The following is an 18,471-nucleotide window of genomic DNA, read 5'->3' on the forward strand; positions in this document are numbered from 1 at the left end:
TAGTTGGTAGCGGTAGTGCTCGATGGGTAGTGGTAGCCGGCTAGAGAGGGTAGCGGAAAAAAGCGCCTGGGAGAAGGGCACGGCTTGAGGCTAGTCGGGGGTGCAGGTGGAAGCCGGAGTAGCGTGGTGAGGCTCTGGTGAACGGATAGGGCTAGTCTGCATAGAAGGCAGGCAGTAGTAGGAAGTAGCCCTGGATAGTCGTAGCTTGGGGACGACAAAGGGTTCCGAAAAACCTAATCCTAGCAATAGTTAGCGAGAGGAACGCCTGAAATCAAAGCTACCGCATTGATTGTCAGTGACAAACAGAGTTTGCATGTAACATACTACCGTAAGTTATTGATTAGTAGCTTTATTTCTGTAACAATAGCCTTGATTTATAGGCTTCCATAAATTACCTAAATGAAGTAGTTAGCTCAATTTGTAACTTATCATCTTATCTAATTGAAAGTCAATTCCATTTTTGTTACAAAGTTCCCTAGAATCCCAAATAATTCAAGAAAGCATCATCATGGATAGCCAAGCCCCAAACGAATCAAAAAAGGAAAAAAAAGAGGACAGCCCTATTGTGCGCTTGGATGCCGAAGCGGTCCATATGCTCACGAAGGCAGCGAAAAAAGTCAAGGTAGGCAAGGGGCAATATGCGAGTGCCTGCATCAAGTATTTTGCGGAAACCGGGCTCAACCCGATGAAGGAGCGGCCGCACGGATTGGCCAACGTGTCAAGCAAAGTGGCCCAAGAAACGTTGGCCGTTAAGGAGCTGAACGTGGAGATTGGCAACCGTCTGATTAAGATAATCCGGGCGTGGGAGAGCAACCTTTACACCTTTTTACAGCAGCAGCAACAGGCAACCTACGGCTACATGGAGCTTATCGAAAGCAACATTTTGCAGCACCAGGTCACGGTCGAAACCAACCTGCTTGCGCCAGTGGTCGAGCAGATGTTCAAGGTGTTCATGGAAGCAAACATTACACGTCAGTTGGCGACGATGTCGTATGTGGGGGATACTGGAAAAGTTGATTTAACCAAGCTTCCGGCCGAACGCTACGAGCAGATGAAGAAGGCATTCGATAGTGAGCGGACACAAAGACTGAAGACGAGAATGGTCAAGTTCGCCGAAACCAACGCAGTTCCTACGCCCCAGCCCACCGCCAAACGGGCCGTCACACCGGCGCCGCCCAAGCCGGTTGTCCCGGCCTCACCAGCGCCAGCAGGCCCGGCCAAATCGTAATTCCGTCCTTGGTTCCTAGGGCCGGGGTCGGAGCAAAAGGGTGGAACCCGTCCCTACAACCCTCGGCCCGTTCCACCCTTTTTGCGCTTACAACTGGAGGCAGGGCCGAATGCAGCGGCCCCCCTTTTGGCCTTACAACTGGCGCTATAACCGGCTCATTTTTCTCTCATGCCCTTCCCCATCTGCTGATGTATGCCAAGGTAATCAACCCCGCAACCAACGGCCGCAAAGTCTATAACAACGCGGGCAGTTCCCAGCGGTGCGCGAGCTACTTGGCTAAAGAAGCGAAGGAGGCCGGCGGCGAAGCTACCTTTTTTGGAGCCCCCGGCACCGAGCCCAAGACGGCGGCCGAGGTGGTGGAAACGCTCGACGGCAACGTGAAGGGCCTGGGAAAAGACGACCCCAAGTTTCACTCGCTGGTGCTGAGCCCGAGCACTGACGAGTTGCTGCTGATTGGCAACGACCCCAAGGCGCTGGAGCATTACACCCAGAACGTAATGGACCTTTACGCGAAAAACTTCACCCTTAAAAACGGGAAGGAACTGGGCGAGTCTAACTTGGTTTGGGCCGCGACCATCCACCAGGAACGGAAGAACCGGGGCACCGACGAGGGCGTGCAGGGCGAGAAAAAAGAGGGCTTGCAAACCCATGTCCACGTCATGGTTTCCGCCCGCGACGCCGACCAGAAAATTACGCTCAACCCCCTGGGGCGGGCCGACCGATTTAGCCGGGTGCAGTTCCAGGCCGAAGCCGTCACCCAGATGGAAGTGCAGTTCGGGCGCGTGACCGCCCACGACGTAAGCCGGCCCCAGCCGACGCGGCCGCAACTGGTGGCGCAGAAAAAAGAGGAAATAACGCGCAAGGCCGCAGCCAACCGGCAGGAGAAAAAGCCCCTAACCCCGGAGCAGATGGCCGCCAAGGATGCCCGGCTCGACGGGCAGGTTGCCCGGCTCAATTCCAAGCTCGACCCCAGCCTGCACCTGGATGCCAGCCGGGTGAAAAGCATTGCCAAAGAGCGGCAGTACGACCAGGTGTTCTATTCCACCCTGGGGCAAATCGAACGCAACGCCGAGAAGGGGAAGTACACGCCCGACCCCTATGGCTACCTGACCACGGGCCGGGTGAGCCGGTTGCCCCAGTTGCGAATGGACGGCGGCCTGAGCGCCGTTCCCGAGCCGCAACCTGCCTATTCCAACGCGGATAATAGCCCGCAAATTCGGGGCGGCAGCGCTGCCGCTTTTGCGCTCTCCATCCAGCGGCTGAGCCGGGCAATGGTTCCCCCCACCCGAACGCAGGACGTGCGCAGCGAAGCAGAAAAAAAGCAGGAATCGGAACAGGAGTGGGAATGGTAGAGTACCAGGTCTTCCCCTGTGCAAAGTGCTATTTTGTGGGGATGCTGTTCCGCTTTTAAAAGGCCTGGCTGACCGTGTGGAAAAGCGGGGGACGACGCGGAGCAGCCCGCGCCCGGCCGATGCACCGGGCACCGGGTCAAACGGATGAACGGTGCTTCCTGGGCATGGCGTGGCGGCGCAGCCAAGCCCGTGCTTCCGCGTACCGGTCCTGGTGCTTGCCCGCCTGGTTCAGGACCACGGCGTGGCAGCGCAAGGCTGTAGGAACGTCCGGCTACCGGGCTGCCGGCTGGCCGATGATGGCAGGGACCGTCAGTCTCTCCCCGGTAGGTTCAACGCGCCTTCCCTGCTTCAAGCCGGGTCAGTGGTCGTCCGCTGCGGCTTGTTACTCGTTTCCCGCAGCACGCGTTCGGCGACCGCGTTCCCAATCGCCAACCGCTCAATCAACGCCACCAACTGGGCGTTATGGGCCAGGGGGCCGGCTTCCAGTTCGGGGCGCAGCCCCGTCGCCACTCCCTTCAGGTAGTCAAAGACCTCGGCCAGGTAGCACGCATCGCTACAGTAGATGGGCGGGTCGAGTTCGGGCACCAGCGACGAGTGGGCCAGGTGCTGGGTGAGCCGGGCCAGGTCCACGTAGTCGAGGTCGATGCCCGCGCGGCTTTCCCACAGGTCGGGCTGAAACTGGTGGAAAGCCTCCGACAACGCTGTCACGGACAGGGTGGGAAAGTGGTGGTGGAGGTGCTCCGCCACCCAGAGGACGGCCTGGGCGTGTTGGCCGGGCGTGGCCCAGCGGTAGGGGATGGCGCGGAGGTCCAGGCGGTTAGCAGTCGCGGGTTGCATAAGGACGGAATAAAGGAAGAAGGAGGAGCTGAGCGGAGGTGCCTGGAGGCCGGTGCGGGCGAGTTGGGCGGCCCTGGCAGTAGCGTGTCAAGCGTACAGAATCGGCCCGACGCGGTGCTAGACCAGTCCGATACAAGTAGAGCGGTACACGGATAAAATCAGCCTGGATGACGGCGGGTGGGCAGGAAACAGGCGCGGCTGAGTCGGCCGCCCACTGGGTGTCGCGCGGGCGGATTTTGTGCACAGTCGCCGGTTCTGCCGGGGTGGTTTGCCAACGGGCTACGGGGCATTCTCCGCCGTGCGCCGTGCGACGGAGGACGGGGCTTCGCTCCCCCGGCGCTGACAGGCGCGGCATTTATCGCGGCCAGCAACCTTCTTCCGGCCCGGGTCATGGGCCAAATAGGACGCGACGTCGCCGCACCGGGGCAGGGATTCGCCCGCTTCGTAGTAGTGAGAGGGCACGGCAAACATCGCCGCCGGGCGCCACCCGGCCGACTGGGCCGGCACCGGCGGCAGCAGCCGCTGGTAAGTGCGCCAATCTGCTTTGCCCTGCAGCAGCCCCCGGCGCGGGAGCAGGTACTCGAGGGCGTGCCGGATGCCGTGCCCCACCTGCGTCAGCAGCGCGCGCACGGCGTGGGGCGTGAGCGTCTGGCCCGCGTCCAGCTCCGTCATGACCGGGTGCAGGAGCCGATGCAGGGCGGCGAGGGGCTTTTGGGCCCGGGGCAGCGGGTCGTCCTGGAAGATGTCGCGGAACCCGTAGAGGGGAACCTCCGTGTTGTCGGGCTCCAGCACCCACGCCAGGTTAACGCCCTTGTGCTGATAATGCCGGAGCACGGCCGCCAAGGTCGTCGCCGTGCCACCCCCCTCTTTCTCCAACCGGGCGAGTGCGTCGGCGGATACCCCAGCGGCGTTGGCCACGCTAGCCCGCGTGTAGAAAGCCGGAAGGAGAGACTCCTTGGCTAAAGTCGTGCGAAGTTGGGTGAGGCGCTCGCCCAGAAGTATAGAAGCCATAAAGGGAATAATAAGAGGAGAAAAATCGGCCCACGCAAGGCACTAAATCACCTGAGTCGCTATGCGGCTTTCGGCACGCCACGGGCGCGGTCCAGCGCCTCTACCCGCGCGAGGAGAGCGGCGCGGGCTTGGGCGGGGTCTGCACCGTCGACCTCGCGCGGGGCCCGGACTGTGGCCCAGCCAAACGCGTCGGCCTCGGCGTAGCGCCGGACCACATCTGTGACCAGCTGGTAAACCGCGGGGCCGACCGCCCGCGGGTTGGCTTCGAGCTCGGCCAGGGCGCGGAGGACCTCGTCCGGGCAGTTCATCGGCAGCCGGGTGTAATGGAGCTGGCGCGGCCCGTGACCTGCCCGGGCGTGGACGACGGCCGGCAGGGCGTCCAGGTGGTCCGCGACGCGGGCCAGGGTGTGCGCGTCCAGGGAGACAGTGTCCGCCGTCGCCCACAGGTCGGGTTGCAGGGCTGCCAACGCGGTGGCCCACGTCCCCCGGTGCACGGGGGGGAACTTTCCCCCCAGAGCATCCCGGACCGCGCGCTCGGCTTGGGCGAGCTGTGCGGGTGTGGCTTGCGCGAAGGAGAGGCACTGAGCGGCGGGTGTCAGGCGGGGCGGGGTAGTGGATTGCGGGGCAGTGGATTGCATGGGATGGCGGAGGTGACGGTAAGGGAAGGGACGCAAGGTACAGGAAAAGCCTTGCTTGTAATCACACGTGACTACAAAGCGGCTGTTTTTTGGGGTCAGCTTGCCGTAGTGAAAAACGAGGTGGTTTTGCAGGCCTTTGGGCAGCACCTGCGGCGGTTGCGCGAGGCGCGGGGGTGGAGTCAGCAGGCGCTGGCCGACGTGTGCGACGTGTCCAAACCGACTATCTACCGGCTGGAGACGGCCCGCTACTCCGCCACGCTCGATGTGCTGGCTTCCCTGGCCCAGGGGCTGGAAATCCCGCTCAGCGAACTGATGCAGTTTTCAGTGCCCCCCCGGACGGCCGCGGAATAAGCGCCGGAAGGCAATGATTTGTTACCGGTCCAGCCACGCCGCTGGCCAAGAGAACGAGTTCTTTGGGAGCAGGCGGGTCCCCGCGCCGTTGCCGGCACAGGAGCTTTCGGGGGATTTGAGCCGGCCCAGCAGGTGCTCGATTTCGGCACTGTCCGGCCGGGGAGGAGCGCCCGGAATGCCCGGTACGAGGGGCGGCGCGCTGGCCAGGTTCCAGCACCAGGCCTGCACCACTTGTTCGGCGAGGGGACTGGGGTGGGCCAGGCGGCGCAGCAGCGCGTAGAGCCGAGGGCCACAAGCCGTGGCACCCGCCGCTACTTCGGCGAGCGCCCAAACGGCCAGTTCGCTGCACTGCAGGGTGTACTGGGCCAGGTGCAGGGCCGGCAGCCCGTACAGCGGTGGGTCCAGCACGGGCAGCTCCGGGGCGGCAGCCAGGTGCTGGGCCAGTTGAATCAAGTCCGTTTCGGCCAGGGCCACAGCAGAACCTCTGAGCCACAGGTCGGGTTGGTGGTCGGCCAGCGCAGCGGGCCAGGAACTGACGCGCAGGGTGGGAAAGTGGGCCGCCAGGCGCTGTTGCAGGTAGTCCACAGCCAGGGCCCGTTGGGCCGCGGTGGCTTGGCAATAGGGGAGGCGCACCCGCACGGGCGGGGCGGGCAAGGTGAAACAATGGGGCATAGCAAGGACGTGGACGCGCTAATAGCGACGCCTGTAATGGAAAAATGAGAAGGTGCGTGAGCGTGCAACGCCCAGCGAAGGGGCGTTGCGGATGGAGCCGCCGGGAGCGGGTCGGGGCGCTAGGGAGCGGTCTGCTCGCCGGCGAGCGGTTGGTCGGGGGGAGAATTCTCCTGCCGGGCGCGCAGCATTTCGCTTTCCCACCAATCCTGGCGCAGCTGCCGAGCTTCGGTTTTCAGGACCTGACGGCGTTCGCGCAGGGCCTCGCGGAGCGTGTCGACCACTTGCGCCCCCGCTGCCCGCTCGATGGGCACGGTCAGCGTTTGCGTAGCCGAGTGCAGGGTGAGGGCCACGATGCCTTCCAGCTCCAAGGCAACCAGCTGGTGTTGCTGGGTTCGGGCCAGCTTGCGGGCGCGGCGGACCTGCCGCAGCTGTTTGCTATACCACATACCCGGCTAGTGAAGGGGTGGAGAAGAGGTCGGCTGAGCGCCGGTGAGCAATCGCGGCGCTCAGGCTCCGCAACCAGCGGGTGAGTTGCCGGGCATCCTCGCACTCGTGGATGTCGTGGTTGGCCAATAATTGCTCCTGGGGCGAGAAGAGCGGGTTGCCGAAGAACACGGCGGAAAGGGCATGGCGTAGTTCGCCAAGCACGGGTTGCCCGGTTACATGCGTTTCCATGTAATTTTGGGGTAAGGTTTGCAAGAACCCAACCGTAGTGCCTGCTCTAAACAGGTGCTATATCGGAGGCCATCCCTTGCCGGGGATGGCCTCTTTTGCTTACGTACGGAGTAGGCTGCTCTCGTTGAGCAACACAAATATACATGCGGACTTAGTAAACACAAGTAAATTCTAGTGTTTACTAAGTATTTTTAGGCATATTACATATGTACTACATTTGTAAGATGAGAAGTGAAGAAGCCGAAAAGAAGCCTCGTAAGCCCCAAATCGGGGTTGAGGTGACAGAGGAAGAAAAGGAGATAATCGGCAAAGTCGCCAAGTACAGAGGCATGAAGGCCGCTACTTTACTCCGAGCCTTAGCACTCCAGGAAGCCCGCAATTTGGGCTTCCTAAAGGATTAGAATTTTGGATAAAACTCAGTCAGCCTCATGAGCGTGGTGACCTATAGTTGGTCCAGTTTATCGATTTCCTTCTTCACCTCTGCCATTAATGCCTGCTCAGTGGGTAGGTACAGCTGGTACTTGCTGGCCACAATGGTTTGGTTATCGGCCGGGAGGCTGATTTTCACCACCGCGTCGTTCTTGTCGGCGCAGAGCAGGATGCCGATGGTGGGGTTTTCGTGGGGCAGCTTTTCGAGCCGGTCGTAGTAGTTCACGTACATCTGGAGCTGGCCCAGGTCCTGGTGGGTGAGCTTGTCGGTCTTGATTTCGACCAGCACGAAGCACTGCAGCAGCCGGTTGTAGAACACCAGGTCCACGAAAAAATCGTCGCCGTCGAGGTGCAGCCGCTGCTGCCGTGCCACGAACGAAAAGCCGTTGCCCAACTCCAGCAGGAACTCCTGCAGGTGCGTTATCAGGGCCGTTTCCAGGTCGCGCTCATAGTAAGCGGCTTCGCGCTTCAGGCCCAGAAACTCCAGTACCATGGGGTCTTTGATGATGTCGCGGGCCTCCGTGGGCAGCTTTTCCTGGCGGGCCACGGCCAGCACGGCGGCTACGTCGTTGCTCAACAGCAGGCGCTCGAAGAGCTGGCTGTTCACCTGCCGCTCCAGTTGCCGGGCCGACCAGTTGTTTTTGGCTGCTTCGGCCAGGTAAAACTCGCGCTTGTCGGGATTGTCGAGGCTGATAAGCGTTTTGTAGTGCGTCCAGCTCAATTGCGTCCGCAGTGCGGACGCAATGGGGAAGGTGCGGTAAAACTGGCGGTAGCGTTCCAATTGCCGCCCCGAAAACCCGCTGCCAAATTGCGGCTGTAGCTCCGCTGCCAAGCCTTTGATAAGACCACTGCCATAGGCGGCCCGGTCGGCGCCGTGCTGCTCTTCTTCCACAATGACCTGCCCAATATGCCAATACAGAAGAACTCGCTCGGCATCGATGGCGCGCACTGCACGTTCACGTGCCTGCGTGATAAGGCTGCGCACAGCGGTCACTAATTCAGGTTTTATAAGCATGTGGCAAAGGCCTGGTGGGTGAACGGTTTCCTGACTAGTCAATTAAAAATGGGTAGCAGATAACTTGGGCAGCGGTTTTGCTATCCGGTAGAGCAGCCCATTCCCCAGGTAAAGATGGCCTATTGCGTAACGTTCGGCACTACCTGGAAGCTCTTAAAACCTCATGAAAAGGGCAGTGATGGCCGCAACGCAGTGTATAATTGGGACTGGCAGCACATAGCGCGAAACTACGTGCCACCGCGGCGGTACCATTCGGCCCGCGCCTCGGCCCCGTACCAGACGGCACAGCGTGTAAGTAGCTGCGGATTGCCCGGCTCGGTGAATAATTCGAGCGGTCCCAGACCGAGTAGCGGCAACCCATCTCGGCGCACGTAGCGGTAGCCGTCGGGCACCATGTCGATGGCAATGGCGTCGGCGTAAGCTTGCAGCAGGACGGCTTCTTCTTCGGGCACGTATTCCCCGGCGACGCGCAGGGCCGCCTGTAAAGCCGGAGCCAGCGCCAGCGGGCGGTGCCGTAGGATGGCATCGGCGAGCAACTGTTCTTCTACGGTGGGGTGGGCGACAATCGGGGACATGGTGCGCAGAGGCCTATTTAGCCAACGAGGAGTAAATCCTCCAGCCGGGTGGTATACTGAGGCGTACGCCACTGCGCCTGGCCTTCCCAGGGGGACACGACCTGCCCGGGGGCCAGGGCCGTGGCGGCCAGGCGCACCGTGCCTTTGCCAAAGCGGCGGTTCAGCGCGTCGAGCTCGGCCATGAGGCGGGCGCGCTTTTCCGAAACCGGCGCCACTTCAAATAAACCGAGCTGGGCCTGGCCGGCGGGCTCCAGCCCGTCGAGCACGACCCCGGCGTTGGTGTAGCGATGGCCGGCCTGCCAGAGCTTCTTGAGCGCGGCCCGGGCGTAGCGCACCAGCGCGACGGTGTCGCTGGTGGCCACCGGCAGCGTGAGGGTCGTTGAACACGAGTAGGGCGGGGGCTCCGGCCCGTAGCGGCTCTTGCCCAGGAACACGGTCAGCAGGTGGGCCGCGTCACCCTGGCGGCGCAGCTTCTCGGCGGCCCGCGAAGCAAAGGCGCTCACGGCCCCTGTCACGTCGGGAAACGCGCTCAGGGGCCGGCCAAACGTGCGCGAGCAGCACAGGCTGCGGCGGGCCAGCGTGCCGTCCTCGCTCGGGGCCAGCCCGAGGCAGGGGTAGCCCCGCAGCTCGCGCACCAGCCGGGCCCCGACCACCCCGCCCAGGTGCCGGCGGGCGTAGGCCTCGGTGCAGCCGGCCAGCGCCGCCGCGGTAGTGATGCCCGCCGCGTGCAGCTTGGTGGCGTACTGCCGGCCGATGCCCCAGACGTCTTGCACCGCCACCTGTTCCAGCGCCCAGCGGCGGCGGTCCTCCGAGTCGAGGTGGAGCACCCCGCCCAGGGCCGGCAGTTTCTTGGCCAGCCGGTTGGCCAGCTTGGCCAGCGTCTTGGTGGGGGCAATGCCCACGCAGGTCGGGATGCCGGTGCGGGCCAGCACGTTGGCGCGCACGGTGCGGGCGTAGGCATCCAGACTCTCGACCACGAATGGCACCAGCCCGTGCAGGTCCAGGAAGGCCTCGTCGATGGAGTAGACCTCCACCGCCGGGGCCACCTGGCCCAGGTACCACATCACCCGGCGCGACATGTCGCCGTAGAGGGCGTAGTTGCTGGAGAACACGGTTACATGGTGCTGCTCCAGCAGGGGCTTGACCTGGAAGTACGGGTCGCCCATGCGCAGGCCCAGCGCCTTGGCTTCGGCGCTGCGGGATATCAGACAGCCATCATTATTTGACAAAACGACCACGGGACGACCATCGAGCCGGGGCTGAAAAACCCGCTCGCAGGACACGTAAAAGTTATTGGCATCGACCAGGGCGTACATCGGGTAGGAGAGGAGGAGAAACCGGGAAAAATTAGTCGCGCGTGCGCAGCAGCGCGGCCAGCTTGCCGGGAATCAGCTCATGGAGCACGTGGGTCACGACGCCCCAGATTTTCACGTCGCCGGCGTCGTGGATTTCCCAGGGCTGGTAGGCCGGGTTCTCAGGCTTGAGCCACCAGGTGCCGTGCTCGCAGACCAGGCGCTTGACGGTGCACTCGCCCTCCACCACGGCCACGACGATGTGGTTGTGGTCGGCTTCGAGCTGCTTGTCGACGGCCAGCAGGTCGCCCTCGTGAATCTCGGCGTCCTTCATGCTCTCCCCGCTGACGCGCACCAGGTAGGTGGCGTCTGGGTGGCGCAGCAGCAGGCGGTTGAGGTCAAAGACTTCGTCCGTGTAATCGGAGGCTGGCGAGGGGAAGCCCGCGGAGACCGTGCAGCTGAAGAGCGGCAGGAGAAAGGGGGTTTGGTGGGCGTGAACGGGGATTAACTGGACACTTCGCATAGGGGGCATCAATAGGGCAGTACCACAATAATACGCGCTGCTAATAAAATTAGTATGAAAAATGGCTAAAATAAATAGTTAGCACATTGGCCGTTTGATAAAAGAAGTCCGAAAACGATGCGGGAACGGTCGCGCCGGATTACGTGGTGGACATCACCCAAAGGCAGAGTCGTGCGTATGGCCGTAACTTGATTGTCAATTCTCCCCTTCTATATGATTTCTTCCGTTACCCTTCGCCGCTGGCTGGTCAGTGGCCTGGCGCTCCTGGCCCCGGCCGCCGTTTTGGCGCAAGCGCCCGCCCCCACCTTGCTGGACGATTTTAACCGGCCGGACAGCCCCACGGTGGGCGCGGGCTGGCTGGAAACCGAAACGACGGCCGGCACGGGCGCTTCCATTGTGAGCAACCAACTCAAGCTCAGCAGCGGGGTGCTGGGCAAGGACTACGTGTCGCGCGACGTATCGAGCCGCTACAGCCCGGTGCTGCGCCAGAATGCCGACCAGCTGACCTGGCTCTTTAACATGCAGCAGTCGCGGCCGAACCCGTCGGGGTTCGGGCCCAATAACTACGGGGCGGCCTTCGTGCTGGCCGGTAGCGCGGCGGACTTCACCACCGGCAACGGCTACGCGGTAGTGTATGGCAATTCGGGCGCGCCGGACAGCCTGAAGCTGGTGCGCTACACCGGCGGGCTGGTAGGCCCCACCAACCTGCGCACGCTGGCGGCGGTGAGCGTGCCAGTGGCGGCGGGAGCCACGGCCGGGCCGGCGCACACGGTGCGGGTACTCTACGCTCCGGACGAGGACAACTGGACGCTGGAAGTGAGCGCCAACACGACCAGCTTTGACGACCCGACCACCGCGACGTTTGTGCGCATCGGCGTGCGCAAGGACTCGTCGTTGGCCGCCACGGCGCTGCCGTGGGTGGGCTGCTTCTGGAACCATGCCACGACGGCGGCGGAAAATGCGGTGTTTGACAACCTCTACGTGACGGCGCCGTGCACGCTGGGGCCGGAACCAACGCAGGGCGCGACGGCCGCCGGGGCTTCAAACCTGACCAGCTCGGGGGTGACGCTGAGCTGGACGGCGGGCAACGGCACCGGGCGCCTCGTGGTGGTGCGGCCGGCCAGCGCGGCGGCGACCGCCCCGGCGGATGGCAGCGTGTACAATGGCAACGCCGCCTTTGGCAGCGGGTCGGGCCTGGGGACCGGGGGCTTCGTGGTCTACACCGGGAGCGGCAGCACGGTGAACGTCACCAACCTACTGCCCAACACGGCCTATGCCTACCAGGTGTACGAACTGCTGGGCACGGGTTGCACGACCAACTACCGGCAGGCGACGCCGGCCACGGGTACGTTTACCACCGCGCCCTGCGTGCTGGCGGCTTCGCCCACGGTGGCGACGAGCAATGGCACGGCGACGGCCGCCGGGCGCACGTCGGCCACCTTTGGCTGGACGCCGGGCAACGGGGCCAACACGCTGGTGGTGGTGCAGCCAACCGGACCCGCAGGGACCTTTCCGGCGAATGCGACGGGCTACACGGGCAGTCCGAACTACGGCGGGGGCAGCGGGTTGGGCGGCGGGGCGTTTGTGGTGTACGCCGGCCCGAGCACCACGACCAGCGTGACGGTGACGAACCTGGTGCCCGGGACCCAGTACCGGGTGACAGTGTTCGGCTACAACGGGGCCGGGTGCTCGGCCATTTACATGACCTCCTTCTTTGCCACGGTGGTGTACAACGTGCCGGTGCCGCCGGTGGGCACGCTGCTGCCTTTTCGCGGAAACATTCACGCCCACAGCAGCTACTCGGACGGCAACCAGGACGGGCTGGCCACGACGCCCCTGCAGGATTTTCAGTACGCGGACGCCTCGCTGCACACCGACTTTCTGGGCATCTCGGAGCACAACCACGCCGGGGCGGGCATGAGCCTGCCCAACTACGCGCGCGGCCTGCAGCAGGCCGACCAGGCCACGACGAACAGCTTCGTGGCGCTGTACGGGATGGAGTGGGGCGTGATTTCGGGCGGCGGCCACGTGGTGGTGTACGGCGTGAACCAGTTGCTGGGCTGGGAGCCGGGCAACTACGACGTGCTCACGCCCCGCAACGACTACCAGGCGCTGTTCCGGGAAATCAACCGGCGGCCGGGCGCCTTTGCGACGCTGGCCCACCCCAACCGCACGGATTACGGCAACCTGACCGGCACGGCGTTCAGCCCGCGGGCGGACTCGGCCATCGTGGGCACGGTGCTGCGCTCGGGGCCGGCCACGTCGACCAACACCAGCTACACCAACCCCTCGCGGGGCAGCTACACGCCCTACTTCCAGACGCTATTGGCCAAGGGCTACCACACCGGCATCAGCATCGACCACGACAACCACAACACGACCTTCCTGCGCACGACCCAGGCCCGGCTGGTGGTGCTGGCCCCGGCGCTGACCAAGGCCGACATCATGGACGCGCTGCGGCAGCGGCACTTCTATGCCTCGGACGACTGGAACGCGGAGGTGAGCTTCACCCTCAACAGCCAGCCCATGGGCTCGATTTACGCCGACCAGGCGCCGGCCTCGATGAGCGTGAGCGTGAGCGACGCCGATAACGAGCCGGTCAGCTCGGTGCAGGTGCTGCGCGGGGTGCCGGGCAACGGGGCCAAGCCGGTGGTGGTGGCCACAGCAGCGGCCGGCGCCACGGCGCTGAGCTACGTAGACCCGCAGGGCGTGAACACCACGGCGTATTACTACGCGGTGGTGGCGCAGGCCGACGGGGACAGCATTGTCACTTCCCCTGTGTGGTACACGCGGCGCATCATCACGGCCACAACGCCAGGGGCCGAGGAGGTGGCATTGGCGGTGTTTCCGAACCCCACGGCGGGCACGGCAACACTGTCCTACTACCTACCGGCGGCCAGTACAGTGCGGGCAGATGTAGTGGACGCAATAGGCCGAAAGGTGGTGAGCCTAGCAACTGGCCAGCAGCAGGTGGCTGGGCCACACACGTTGGCAGTGCCAACGCTGGCACCGGGGCTTTATACGGTGCAGCTTACATACAACGCCGGCACCGCTCACTGCAAGCTGATAGTGGAATAACGTTTCTGGTCAAACCTGAACAGCCCCGTCTTCTTTGGTGAAGCCGGGGCTGTGTATGTTACGACCAAGACATGCCGCCCGCTTTTGCGGCTTGCAACGCCATATGAGGTATGAGTGCTGTCCTATATTCGCCCTCCTTCGTAAACCAAGCACACTGGCAGTCTTGTGTATTGCCGTAGGCAGCGTTTAGCACCACTAAAGCCGGCCCGCCGGTTATTAATTGAACTTTGTCTCCTGCTAAGTGTAGGATTGTGCTGGCCATACAAGAACGAGTTGGTAAAGTGAGCCGCCAAGCTACGAAAAAGCCCCGGCTGGTGGTCCGGGGCCTTTTGTTTGGCATAGGGGATATTAGTAAATCAGTGAGAAATTGGGCAAATGGTCCAGATTATCCGTCAAACTACTGTCTGGTTTTGAACGCAAATACTTGCTACTCCCACTACCAACAACGTGGACGATTTCCCCATGGTACCAAGCCTTGTTTGTAGAATTCCATACCAATGTTGTTACGATATTGCTGGCCTGCTCTACAAGCCGAATAGCATCCGCTTTAGACGTTTTGCTCGCCAGCGTGACAGTGTTCTTAGTAGTGTCTGCTACTGTATGAACAGCGTAATGTGTAATTACACCACCTGAGCCTGTCCAAACGCCGGATATTCTGTATGTAGCCATGATTTTGGTTTTTTAAGCAAAAAAGTGAGTTGAAGTGAGTGCGTTGCGCAGAATGAACACCGCGGCTAGTATGTCTCGGTTTCCGACAGGTAGGCCCGCGATAAGTACCCTTCTACTTCGCCCTCGGCCGTCGTCGTGCTCACCTTCACCCACTTCGCGTTGGTGAGTTCCTGCACCGTCACCACATCGTTGCGTTCCAGGACGCGAACAACCGCAGAATCAGCAGATGGCGCTGCCCGCAGGTTAAGCGTCGTAGCGGCCACGTAGTAGTCCCCACTCACTCCGATAGCTACCTTGGAGGGCGTCGGCGCTAACACATGGCCTGAGCCCCCACCTCGATAGGAGCGGCTTGTCTTGGTGGATGCTCGGGAAGGAGAGCGATAAGTACGCCGCGGTGTTGATGGGGCGCACACGCCGCAGGTTCCCCCGCCACCGGCGCAGTGGCCACAGTAGTTGCAATTGGAGCAAGCACGGCAAGAGGCGTCGCCAGAGCATCGGGCCAGTTTGGCTAATGGATTAGCAAGACGGAACGAGGCCTTGCGGGGAGTGGCGTGGCTTGCTTTTCCACCGCCATCGTTCGGTGGTATGGCCCCGGTGAAGAGCAGAGAAAGGAACAGTAGGAGCAGTTTCATTCGGTAGAACCTGTTAAAAGATGAATTAGTCGATAGCCGTCGCGCCAGCAATGCCAATGCTTACGGTGGCCACTTCGTTGGGCGCAGCCGTCTTCAGCTTGTAATGCGTCGTGCCTTGCGGGCGCACGAGCTCGTAGATGGGGTACTGCTGGGTGCCCAATTCGGTCTGGGTTTGGGAGTACCAGGTGACCGATAAGACCGGGTCTTTGAATCGGGCCAGCGTGGCTTGGTTCGTGATGTCGCCTTCGAGCACGAGCTGGTTGATGAAGTTGCGGTGGTGCGTGCCCTGCACTTGCAAGTACTCCTGCGGCGCCGACTGCTCGCGCTGGAGTAATTCGGCGCGTAACTCCGCGGCGGTTTTGGGACGGGCTGCTGGCACTTCAACGGTGTAATCGTTGCCGTGGGAGTTGGCTTGGGAGCAGGATTGAGTTAGCGCGAGAAAGATAAGCGCAGAGATAGGCAGTAGCGGTTTGAGCATTGGATGTCGAATGATTAGTGACTGCGACGCTGAAAGTTGATGATGGCCTCCTTGTCTCGGAGGTGGCCTTCCAATTCTTGAATCCGGACGTGTGCGACCTCAAGAGGTTGGCGGGCATTTTTATGCCCTTTGCGGATGCCGCTGGTGTAGGCAATAATGAGCAGTGCGGCCAATGTTAGCAGCAGGCCGCCAACCATGATTGGGAAGTAGAACATGTCGCGTAAAGTGAATTAGACTGCCTGTGCCTCGCTCAGCAGCGCCATGGTCTTGCGGTACTCCTGCGCTTCGGCTTCGTGCAGAAAGTCTATCTCCCCGTGATTCGCTTTCACGGCTTCCGCAATCTCGGTCAGCGTTACCCGGAAGAATTCCTTCCGCTCGTTGATGCGATTCAACCGCCGGTGATGAAAGAGCCGGTGCAGGGTATTTTCCAGCTTCGGGGCATCGTCGCAGTAGATGACGGCGTGCACATCAAACTGAAACGGAACCGACGCATCACCGAGCTCCTTGACCCGGTCGAGCGGCTCCAAGCGGCGCGTCATGCCGATTTTGTACACGTCTTCGCCGAACGAGCCGATGTTGGAAATGACGTAGACGTGGCCAGAGCGCGTCAATTGCGCCTGCGAGATGGCCCGTTGCTTCACTTGTTGGGCCTGGGTGAGTTGTTGCTGAAGTTGCGCAATCTGCGCCAAGAGCTTCTGCTGCTTTTCGCCGGTCGCCTGCTCCACTTCCAGCTGGGCTTTGCGCAAGGCATCGGCGTAGCGCTTTTCCTCCTTCTCGGCATCGGTGCGGGCTTTCTCCAGTTCGCGCTGCGCAATTTCCTCCTCGCGCATCTGCTCCCGGACTTGCCGCTGCACATCTTTCTCCTCCTGAAGCTTTTCCTGGACCTCGTGAATGAGATACAGCTCCCGCAAGCGCAGGTCTAAATAGCTCTCCGAAAGGCTGCTGTGTTGAGACTTGCTAATCTTGTTGATGGCCTCGTACGACTTGCGAATGCGGGACTCCATCACCCCCACGTTATTGAACTTCACCCGCGCAATGGCGGCATCGCACTCGCCATTAAAGGCCCGTAAGATGAGTTTGAGGTACTGTGCGGTATTCTTGCGTCCCTCCACGACACTGCCGTTGACGGTCCATTCGGTGGAACAGGTAGCCGCCGTGCCCGCCGTGATGAGGTTCTTCTGGGCGATGCGCGTGTGTTCCAGCTTCTGCTGATACTCGACTGAGGTCACGAAGTCGAACTTGGGCTTGTAGAAGCCAAACGACTGCAGATTGGCTTGTTCATCCAACGCCGCAAACTCGGCCTGCAATTCGTTGATGCGTTTTTGTAAGTCACGCTGCTCCTGCTGCTGGATTTCCTGCTGGTCGGCCAGGGTCGAGATGTTTTGCGTCAACCGGTCGCGGGTATCGGCTAACTCTTGGGTGATGCGCGCCCGCTCGGCAGTCGCTTCACTAACGATTCGCTGGCCCTCTGCATCGGCATCGACGACCGGCCGGAACCGTTCCTCCAGCGCGGCGATTTGCGCCCGTGCCGCGTCACGCTCCTGGCGAGCCGCATCGCGGTCAGCGGCGTGCAACTTCCCTTTTTTCCAGATTAGGTAAAGCCCAATGGCTAAGGCCGCGCAAACGAGGCCTAGGAGGAGTGCGGTGTTCATGGCTTCGCCGCTTACCCTTTATTCTTGAGGAGGATGACGCCCAGGATGTTGGTGCTTTCCTGCTCATCCAAACCCAACGCTTGCGCAATCTGCTCGAGGATGACCTGCTCGGCGGCGCCCACAACGCCATCGGAAGCGGCGAAGTCCACGCAGTTTGCAAAGAGGGTTGCGCGCAAGTCAACGGGTACATGAGGTGCTGCCAGGGTCACCGTTTCTTTACGGGCACCCAAGGCCACCACTTTGGGCGCAATGCGGCGATACATATCCAACACGTTAACGCCCCGGAACAATGCCTTCTGTTGGGTTAGCACCACCAAGGCATTAATCTCTTCGTCGTCCACGTTCCCATCGGCCGACATACAGGCATAGAGAACGGCAAAGAAGGCTTCGCGCGGGTCAGTAAAAGGGTTAGTCTGAACAGCATTGCTGCTGAATACTTTGTCAAAGAGGCCCATGGGCTGCGGGGAGATTTTGGTGATGCGAGAAATGAAAGCTGGTATTCAATAGAAAAGAAATACACTTTTTTGCTATATCAGCGAAACCTACACATATTCCATTGTAGTACCAAATTATCCCAAAATAGGACAATATCTCATTATGGGATAATGAGAATTATTTTGCTATTAAGCTCATTGCAACGGCACCGATACGACACGCCGGGAGCCGTCCTCTTAATGGCAACCCCAACGTTGTCGTAGCATGGTAGCCGCCCATGGCCTTTATCGTATTTACTTGATTCCCGCATGTGCACAGCACGACGTGGTTTTGGCGCAGCGCCCGGCAAGGGTAGGTAAGGGCACCGGTGGTGGTAAGTCTGACAGGCTTTGCCGTGTTCTGCGTGTATGCGGGCATTCACGGGGTCAAAGCGACTGACCATTACGCCACGCAAGTTCACAACGCGACTAAGAAAGCCTCGCTTAATCATTCAGCGAAACGGCTCAAATAGAATGAGCGTGTCTAGAAAAGACAAAGCCCTGACCATGGGCCCGGGCTTTGTTGATGCTTCTGGGGTTTCCGCAGCTTGGCCAGCAGCTGGTGAACGCATTCGCGGAAGCAAGGAGCAATTCGGCGACGGCATTCGCAAATGAAGCTATTGTGACGGTTTCGGAAAACCTGTCCGTCGGCAGCGTTCGGACGCCACCGCTGCATCGGTTTCAGGGCCGCACCTTAGCCGTTCGGAATTAGGTAGTTTTTCGTACAGCAGTATCCAAGGAATTGGGAAAACAGGAATAGAGGGGACACAATTTTTTTACGAGGGGGTAAGTGTAGTAAGTCATTGCCTTAAGCCGCATCGAACACCGGGTAAGAATAGGCCAAGCAGGAGGTTGAAAACATGCCTTATCTTTAGCAACCTAACTGTCACC

At 61.2% G+C, this 18,471-nt stretch carries 21 protein-coding genes; 4 read left to right on the plus strand and 17 right to left on the minus strand.

Going from position 1 to position 18,471, the window contains the following annotated elements; translation table 11 throughout:
- Nucleotides 1–508 precede the first annotated feature (508 nt).
- Nucleotides 509–1,228, plus strand: a complete 720-nt coding sequence (locus MTP16_RS23500) for a hypothetical protein (protein WP_243520340.1) — start codon at nt 509–511, stop codon at nt 1,226–1,228.
- A 188-nt stretch (nt 1,229–1,416) separates the two neighbouring features.
- On the plus strand, nt 1,417–2,580 hold the full coding sequence (locus MTP16_RS23505; protein WP_243520342.1) for a DUF5712 family protein: 1,164 nt from the start codon (nt 1,417–1,419) through the stop codon (nt 2,578–2,580).
- 348 nt (nt 2,581–2,928) lie between these two features.
- Here the strand turns inward: MTP16_RS23505 and MTP16_RS23510 are convergent, their stop codons facing one another.
- The 3 genes from MTP16_RS23510 to MTP16_RS23520 all read right to left on the minus strand — a co-directional run bounded on the left by MTP16_RS23510 (nt 2,929) and on the right by MTP16_RS23520 (nt 5,066).
- Nucleotides 2,929–3,417, minus strand: a complete 489-nt coding sequence (locus tag MTP16_RS23510) for a hypothetical protein (RefSeq protein WP_243520344.1) — start codon at nt 3,415–3,417, stop codon at nt 2,929–2,931.
- A gap of 279 nt (nt 3,418–3,696) precedes the next feature.
- Nucleotides 3,697–4,428 carry a hypothetical protein gene (locus MTP16_RS23515; RefSeq protein ID WP_243520346.1) on the minus strand — a complete coding sequence of 244 codons (732 nt, stop codon included), beginning with the start codon at nt 4,426–4,428 and terminating at the stop codon, nt 3,697–3,699.
- A gap of 59 nt (nt 4,429–4,487) precedes the next feature.
- Complete coding sequence (locus MTP16_RS23520; RefSeq protein ID WP_243520348.1) at nt 4,488–5,066, minus strand: hypothetical protein; 579 nt, start codon at nt 5,064–5,066, stop codon at nt 4,488–4,490.
- A gap of 108 nt (nt 5,067–5,174) precedes the next feature.
- On the opposite strand from MTP16_RS23520, the gene MTP16_RS23525 reads away from it, so the two are divergent.
- On the plus strand, nt 5,175–5,417 hold the full coding sequence (locus MTP16_RS23525) for a helix-turn-helix domain-containing protein (RefSeq protein WP_243520350.1): 243 nt from the start codon (nt 5,175–5,177) through the stop codon (nt 5,415–5,417).
- Between the two features lie 21 nt (nt 5,418–5,438).
- On the opposite strand, the gene MTP16_RS23530 is transcribed toward MTP16_RS23525, so the two are convergent.
- From MTP16_RS23530 to MTP16_RS23560, 7 genes are all read right to left on the minus strand, one after another.
- Complete coding sequence (locus MTP16_RS23530) at nt 5,439–6,089, minus strand: hypothetical protein (protein ID WP_243520351.1); 651 nt, start codon at nt 6,087–6,089, stop codon at nt 5,439–5,441.
- Between the two features lie 119 nt (nt 6,090–6,208).
- Nucleotides 6,209–6,535, minus strand: coding sequence for a hypothetical protein (locus MTP16_RS23535; RefSeq protein WP_243520353.1), 327 nt, complete (start codon nt 6,533–6,535; stop codon nt 6,209–6,211).
- Nucleotides 6,525–6,764: a hypothetical protein gene (locus tag MTP16_RS23540; RefSeq protein ID WP_243520355.1), complete on the minus strand. Its 240-nt coding sequence runs from the start codon at nt 6,762–6,764 to the stop codon at nt 6,525–6,527. Before MTP16_RS23540 ends, MTP16_RS23535 begins: the two co-directional genes overlap by 11 nt.
- A gap of 442 nt (nt 6,765–7,206) precedes the next feature.
- A complete protein-coding gene (locus MTP16_RS23545) occupies nt 7,207–8,208 on the minus strand; it encodes a PDDEXK nuclease domain-containing protein (protein WP_243520357.1) in 1,002 nt (333 codons plus the stop codon).
- A gap of 227 nt (nt 8,209–8,435) precedes the next feature.
- The gene (locus tag MTP16_RS23550; protein ID WP_243520359.1) at nt 8,436–8,783 is read right to left on the minus strand and encodes a hypothetical protein; all 348 of its coding nucleotides are present in this window, start codon (nt 8,781–8,783) and stop codon (nt 8,436–8,438) included.
- 17 nt (nt 8,784–8,800) lie between these two features.
- Nucleotides 8,801–10,099: a Y-family DNA polymerase gene (locus MTP16_RS23555; RefSeq protein ID WP_243520361.1), complete on the minus strand. Its 1,299-nt coding sequence runs from the start codon at nt 10,097–10,099 to the stop codon at nt 8,801–8,803.
- A gap of 31 nt (nt 10,100–10,130) precedes the next feature.
- Nucleotides 10,131–10,598, minus strand: a complete 468-nt coding sequence (locus MTP16_RS23560; RefSeq protein WP_198070507.1) for a LexA family protein — start codon at nt 10,596–10,598, stop codon at nt 10,131–10,133.
- Nucleotides 10,599–10,811: 213 nt separating this feature from the next.
- Between MTP16_RS23560 and MTP16_RS23565 the strand changes: the two genes are divergently transcribed.
- Nucleotides 10,812–13,676 carry a CehA/McbA family metallohydrolase gene (locus MTP16_RS23565; RefSeq protein WP_243520363.1) on the plus strand — a complete coding sequence of 955 codons (2,865 nt, stop codon included), beginning with the start codon at nt 10,812–10,814 and terminating at the stop codon, nt 13,674–13,676.
- Nucleotides 13,677–13,734: 58 nt separating this feature from the next.
- Here the strand turns inward: MTP16_RS23565 and MTP16_RS26120 are convergent, their stop codons facing one another.
- The 7 genes from MTP16_RS26120 to MTP16_RS23590 all read right to left on the minus strand — a co-directional run bounded on the left by MTP16_RS26120 (nt 13,735) and on the right by MTP16_RS23590 (nt 17,562).
- Nucleotides 13,735–14,016 (minus strand): DUF2158 domain-containing protein, encoded by a 282-nt coding sequence (locus MTP16_RS26120; RefSeq protein ID WP_380286581.1) that lies wholly within the window; start codon nt 14,014–14,016, stop codon nt 13,735–13,737.
- Between the two features lie 8 nt (nt 14,017–14,024).
- Nucleotides 14,025–14,345 carry a DUF3892 domain-containing protein gene (locus MTP16_RS26125; protein WP_380286582.1) on the minus strand — a complete coding sequence of 107 codons (321 nt, stop codon included), beginning with the start codon at nt 14,343–14,345 and terminating at the stop codon, nt 14,025–14,027.
- Between the two features lie 65 nt (nt 14,346–14,410).
- Complete coding sequence (locus MTP16_RS23570) at nt 14,411–14,626, minus strand: SH3 domain-containing protein (RefSeq protein ID WP_243520365.1); 216 nt, start codon at nt 14,624–14,626, stop codon at nt 14,411–14,413.
- Between the two features lie 376 nt (nt 14,627–15,002).
- Nucleotides 15,003–15,455, minus strand: a complete 453-nt coding sequence (locus tag MTP16_RS23575; RefSeq protein ID WP_243520367.1) for a hypothetical protein — start codon at nt 15,453–15,455, stop codon at nt 15,003–15,005.
- 14 nt (nt 15,456–15,469) lie between these two features.
- Complete coding sequence (locus MTP16_RS23580; RefSeq protein WP_243520368.1) at nt 15,470–15,670, minus strand: hypothetical protein; 201 nt, start codon at nt 15,668–15,670, stop codon at nt 15,470–15,472.
- 15 nt (nt 15,671–15,685) lie between these two features.
- Nucleotides 15,686–17,107, minus strand: coding sequence for a DUF4041 domain-containing protein (locus MTP16_RS23585; RefSeq protein WP_243520370.1), 1,422 nt, complete (start codon nt 17,105–17,107; stop codon nt 15,686–15,688).
- Between the two features lie 11 nt (nt 17,108–17,118).
- A complete protein-coding gene (locus tag MTP16_RS23590; RefSeq protein ID WP_243520372.1) occupies nt 17,119–17,562 on the minus strand; it encodes a tellurite resistance TerB family protein in 444 nt (147 codons plus the stop codon).
- Nucleotides 17,563–18,471 lie beyond the last annotated feature (909 nt).

The organism is Hymenobacter monticola (genome assembly GCF_022811645.1).
Classification (GTDB): Bacteria; Bacteroidota; Bacteroidia; order Cytophagales; family Hymenobacteraceae; genus Hymenobacter; species Hymenobacter monticola.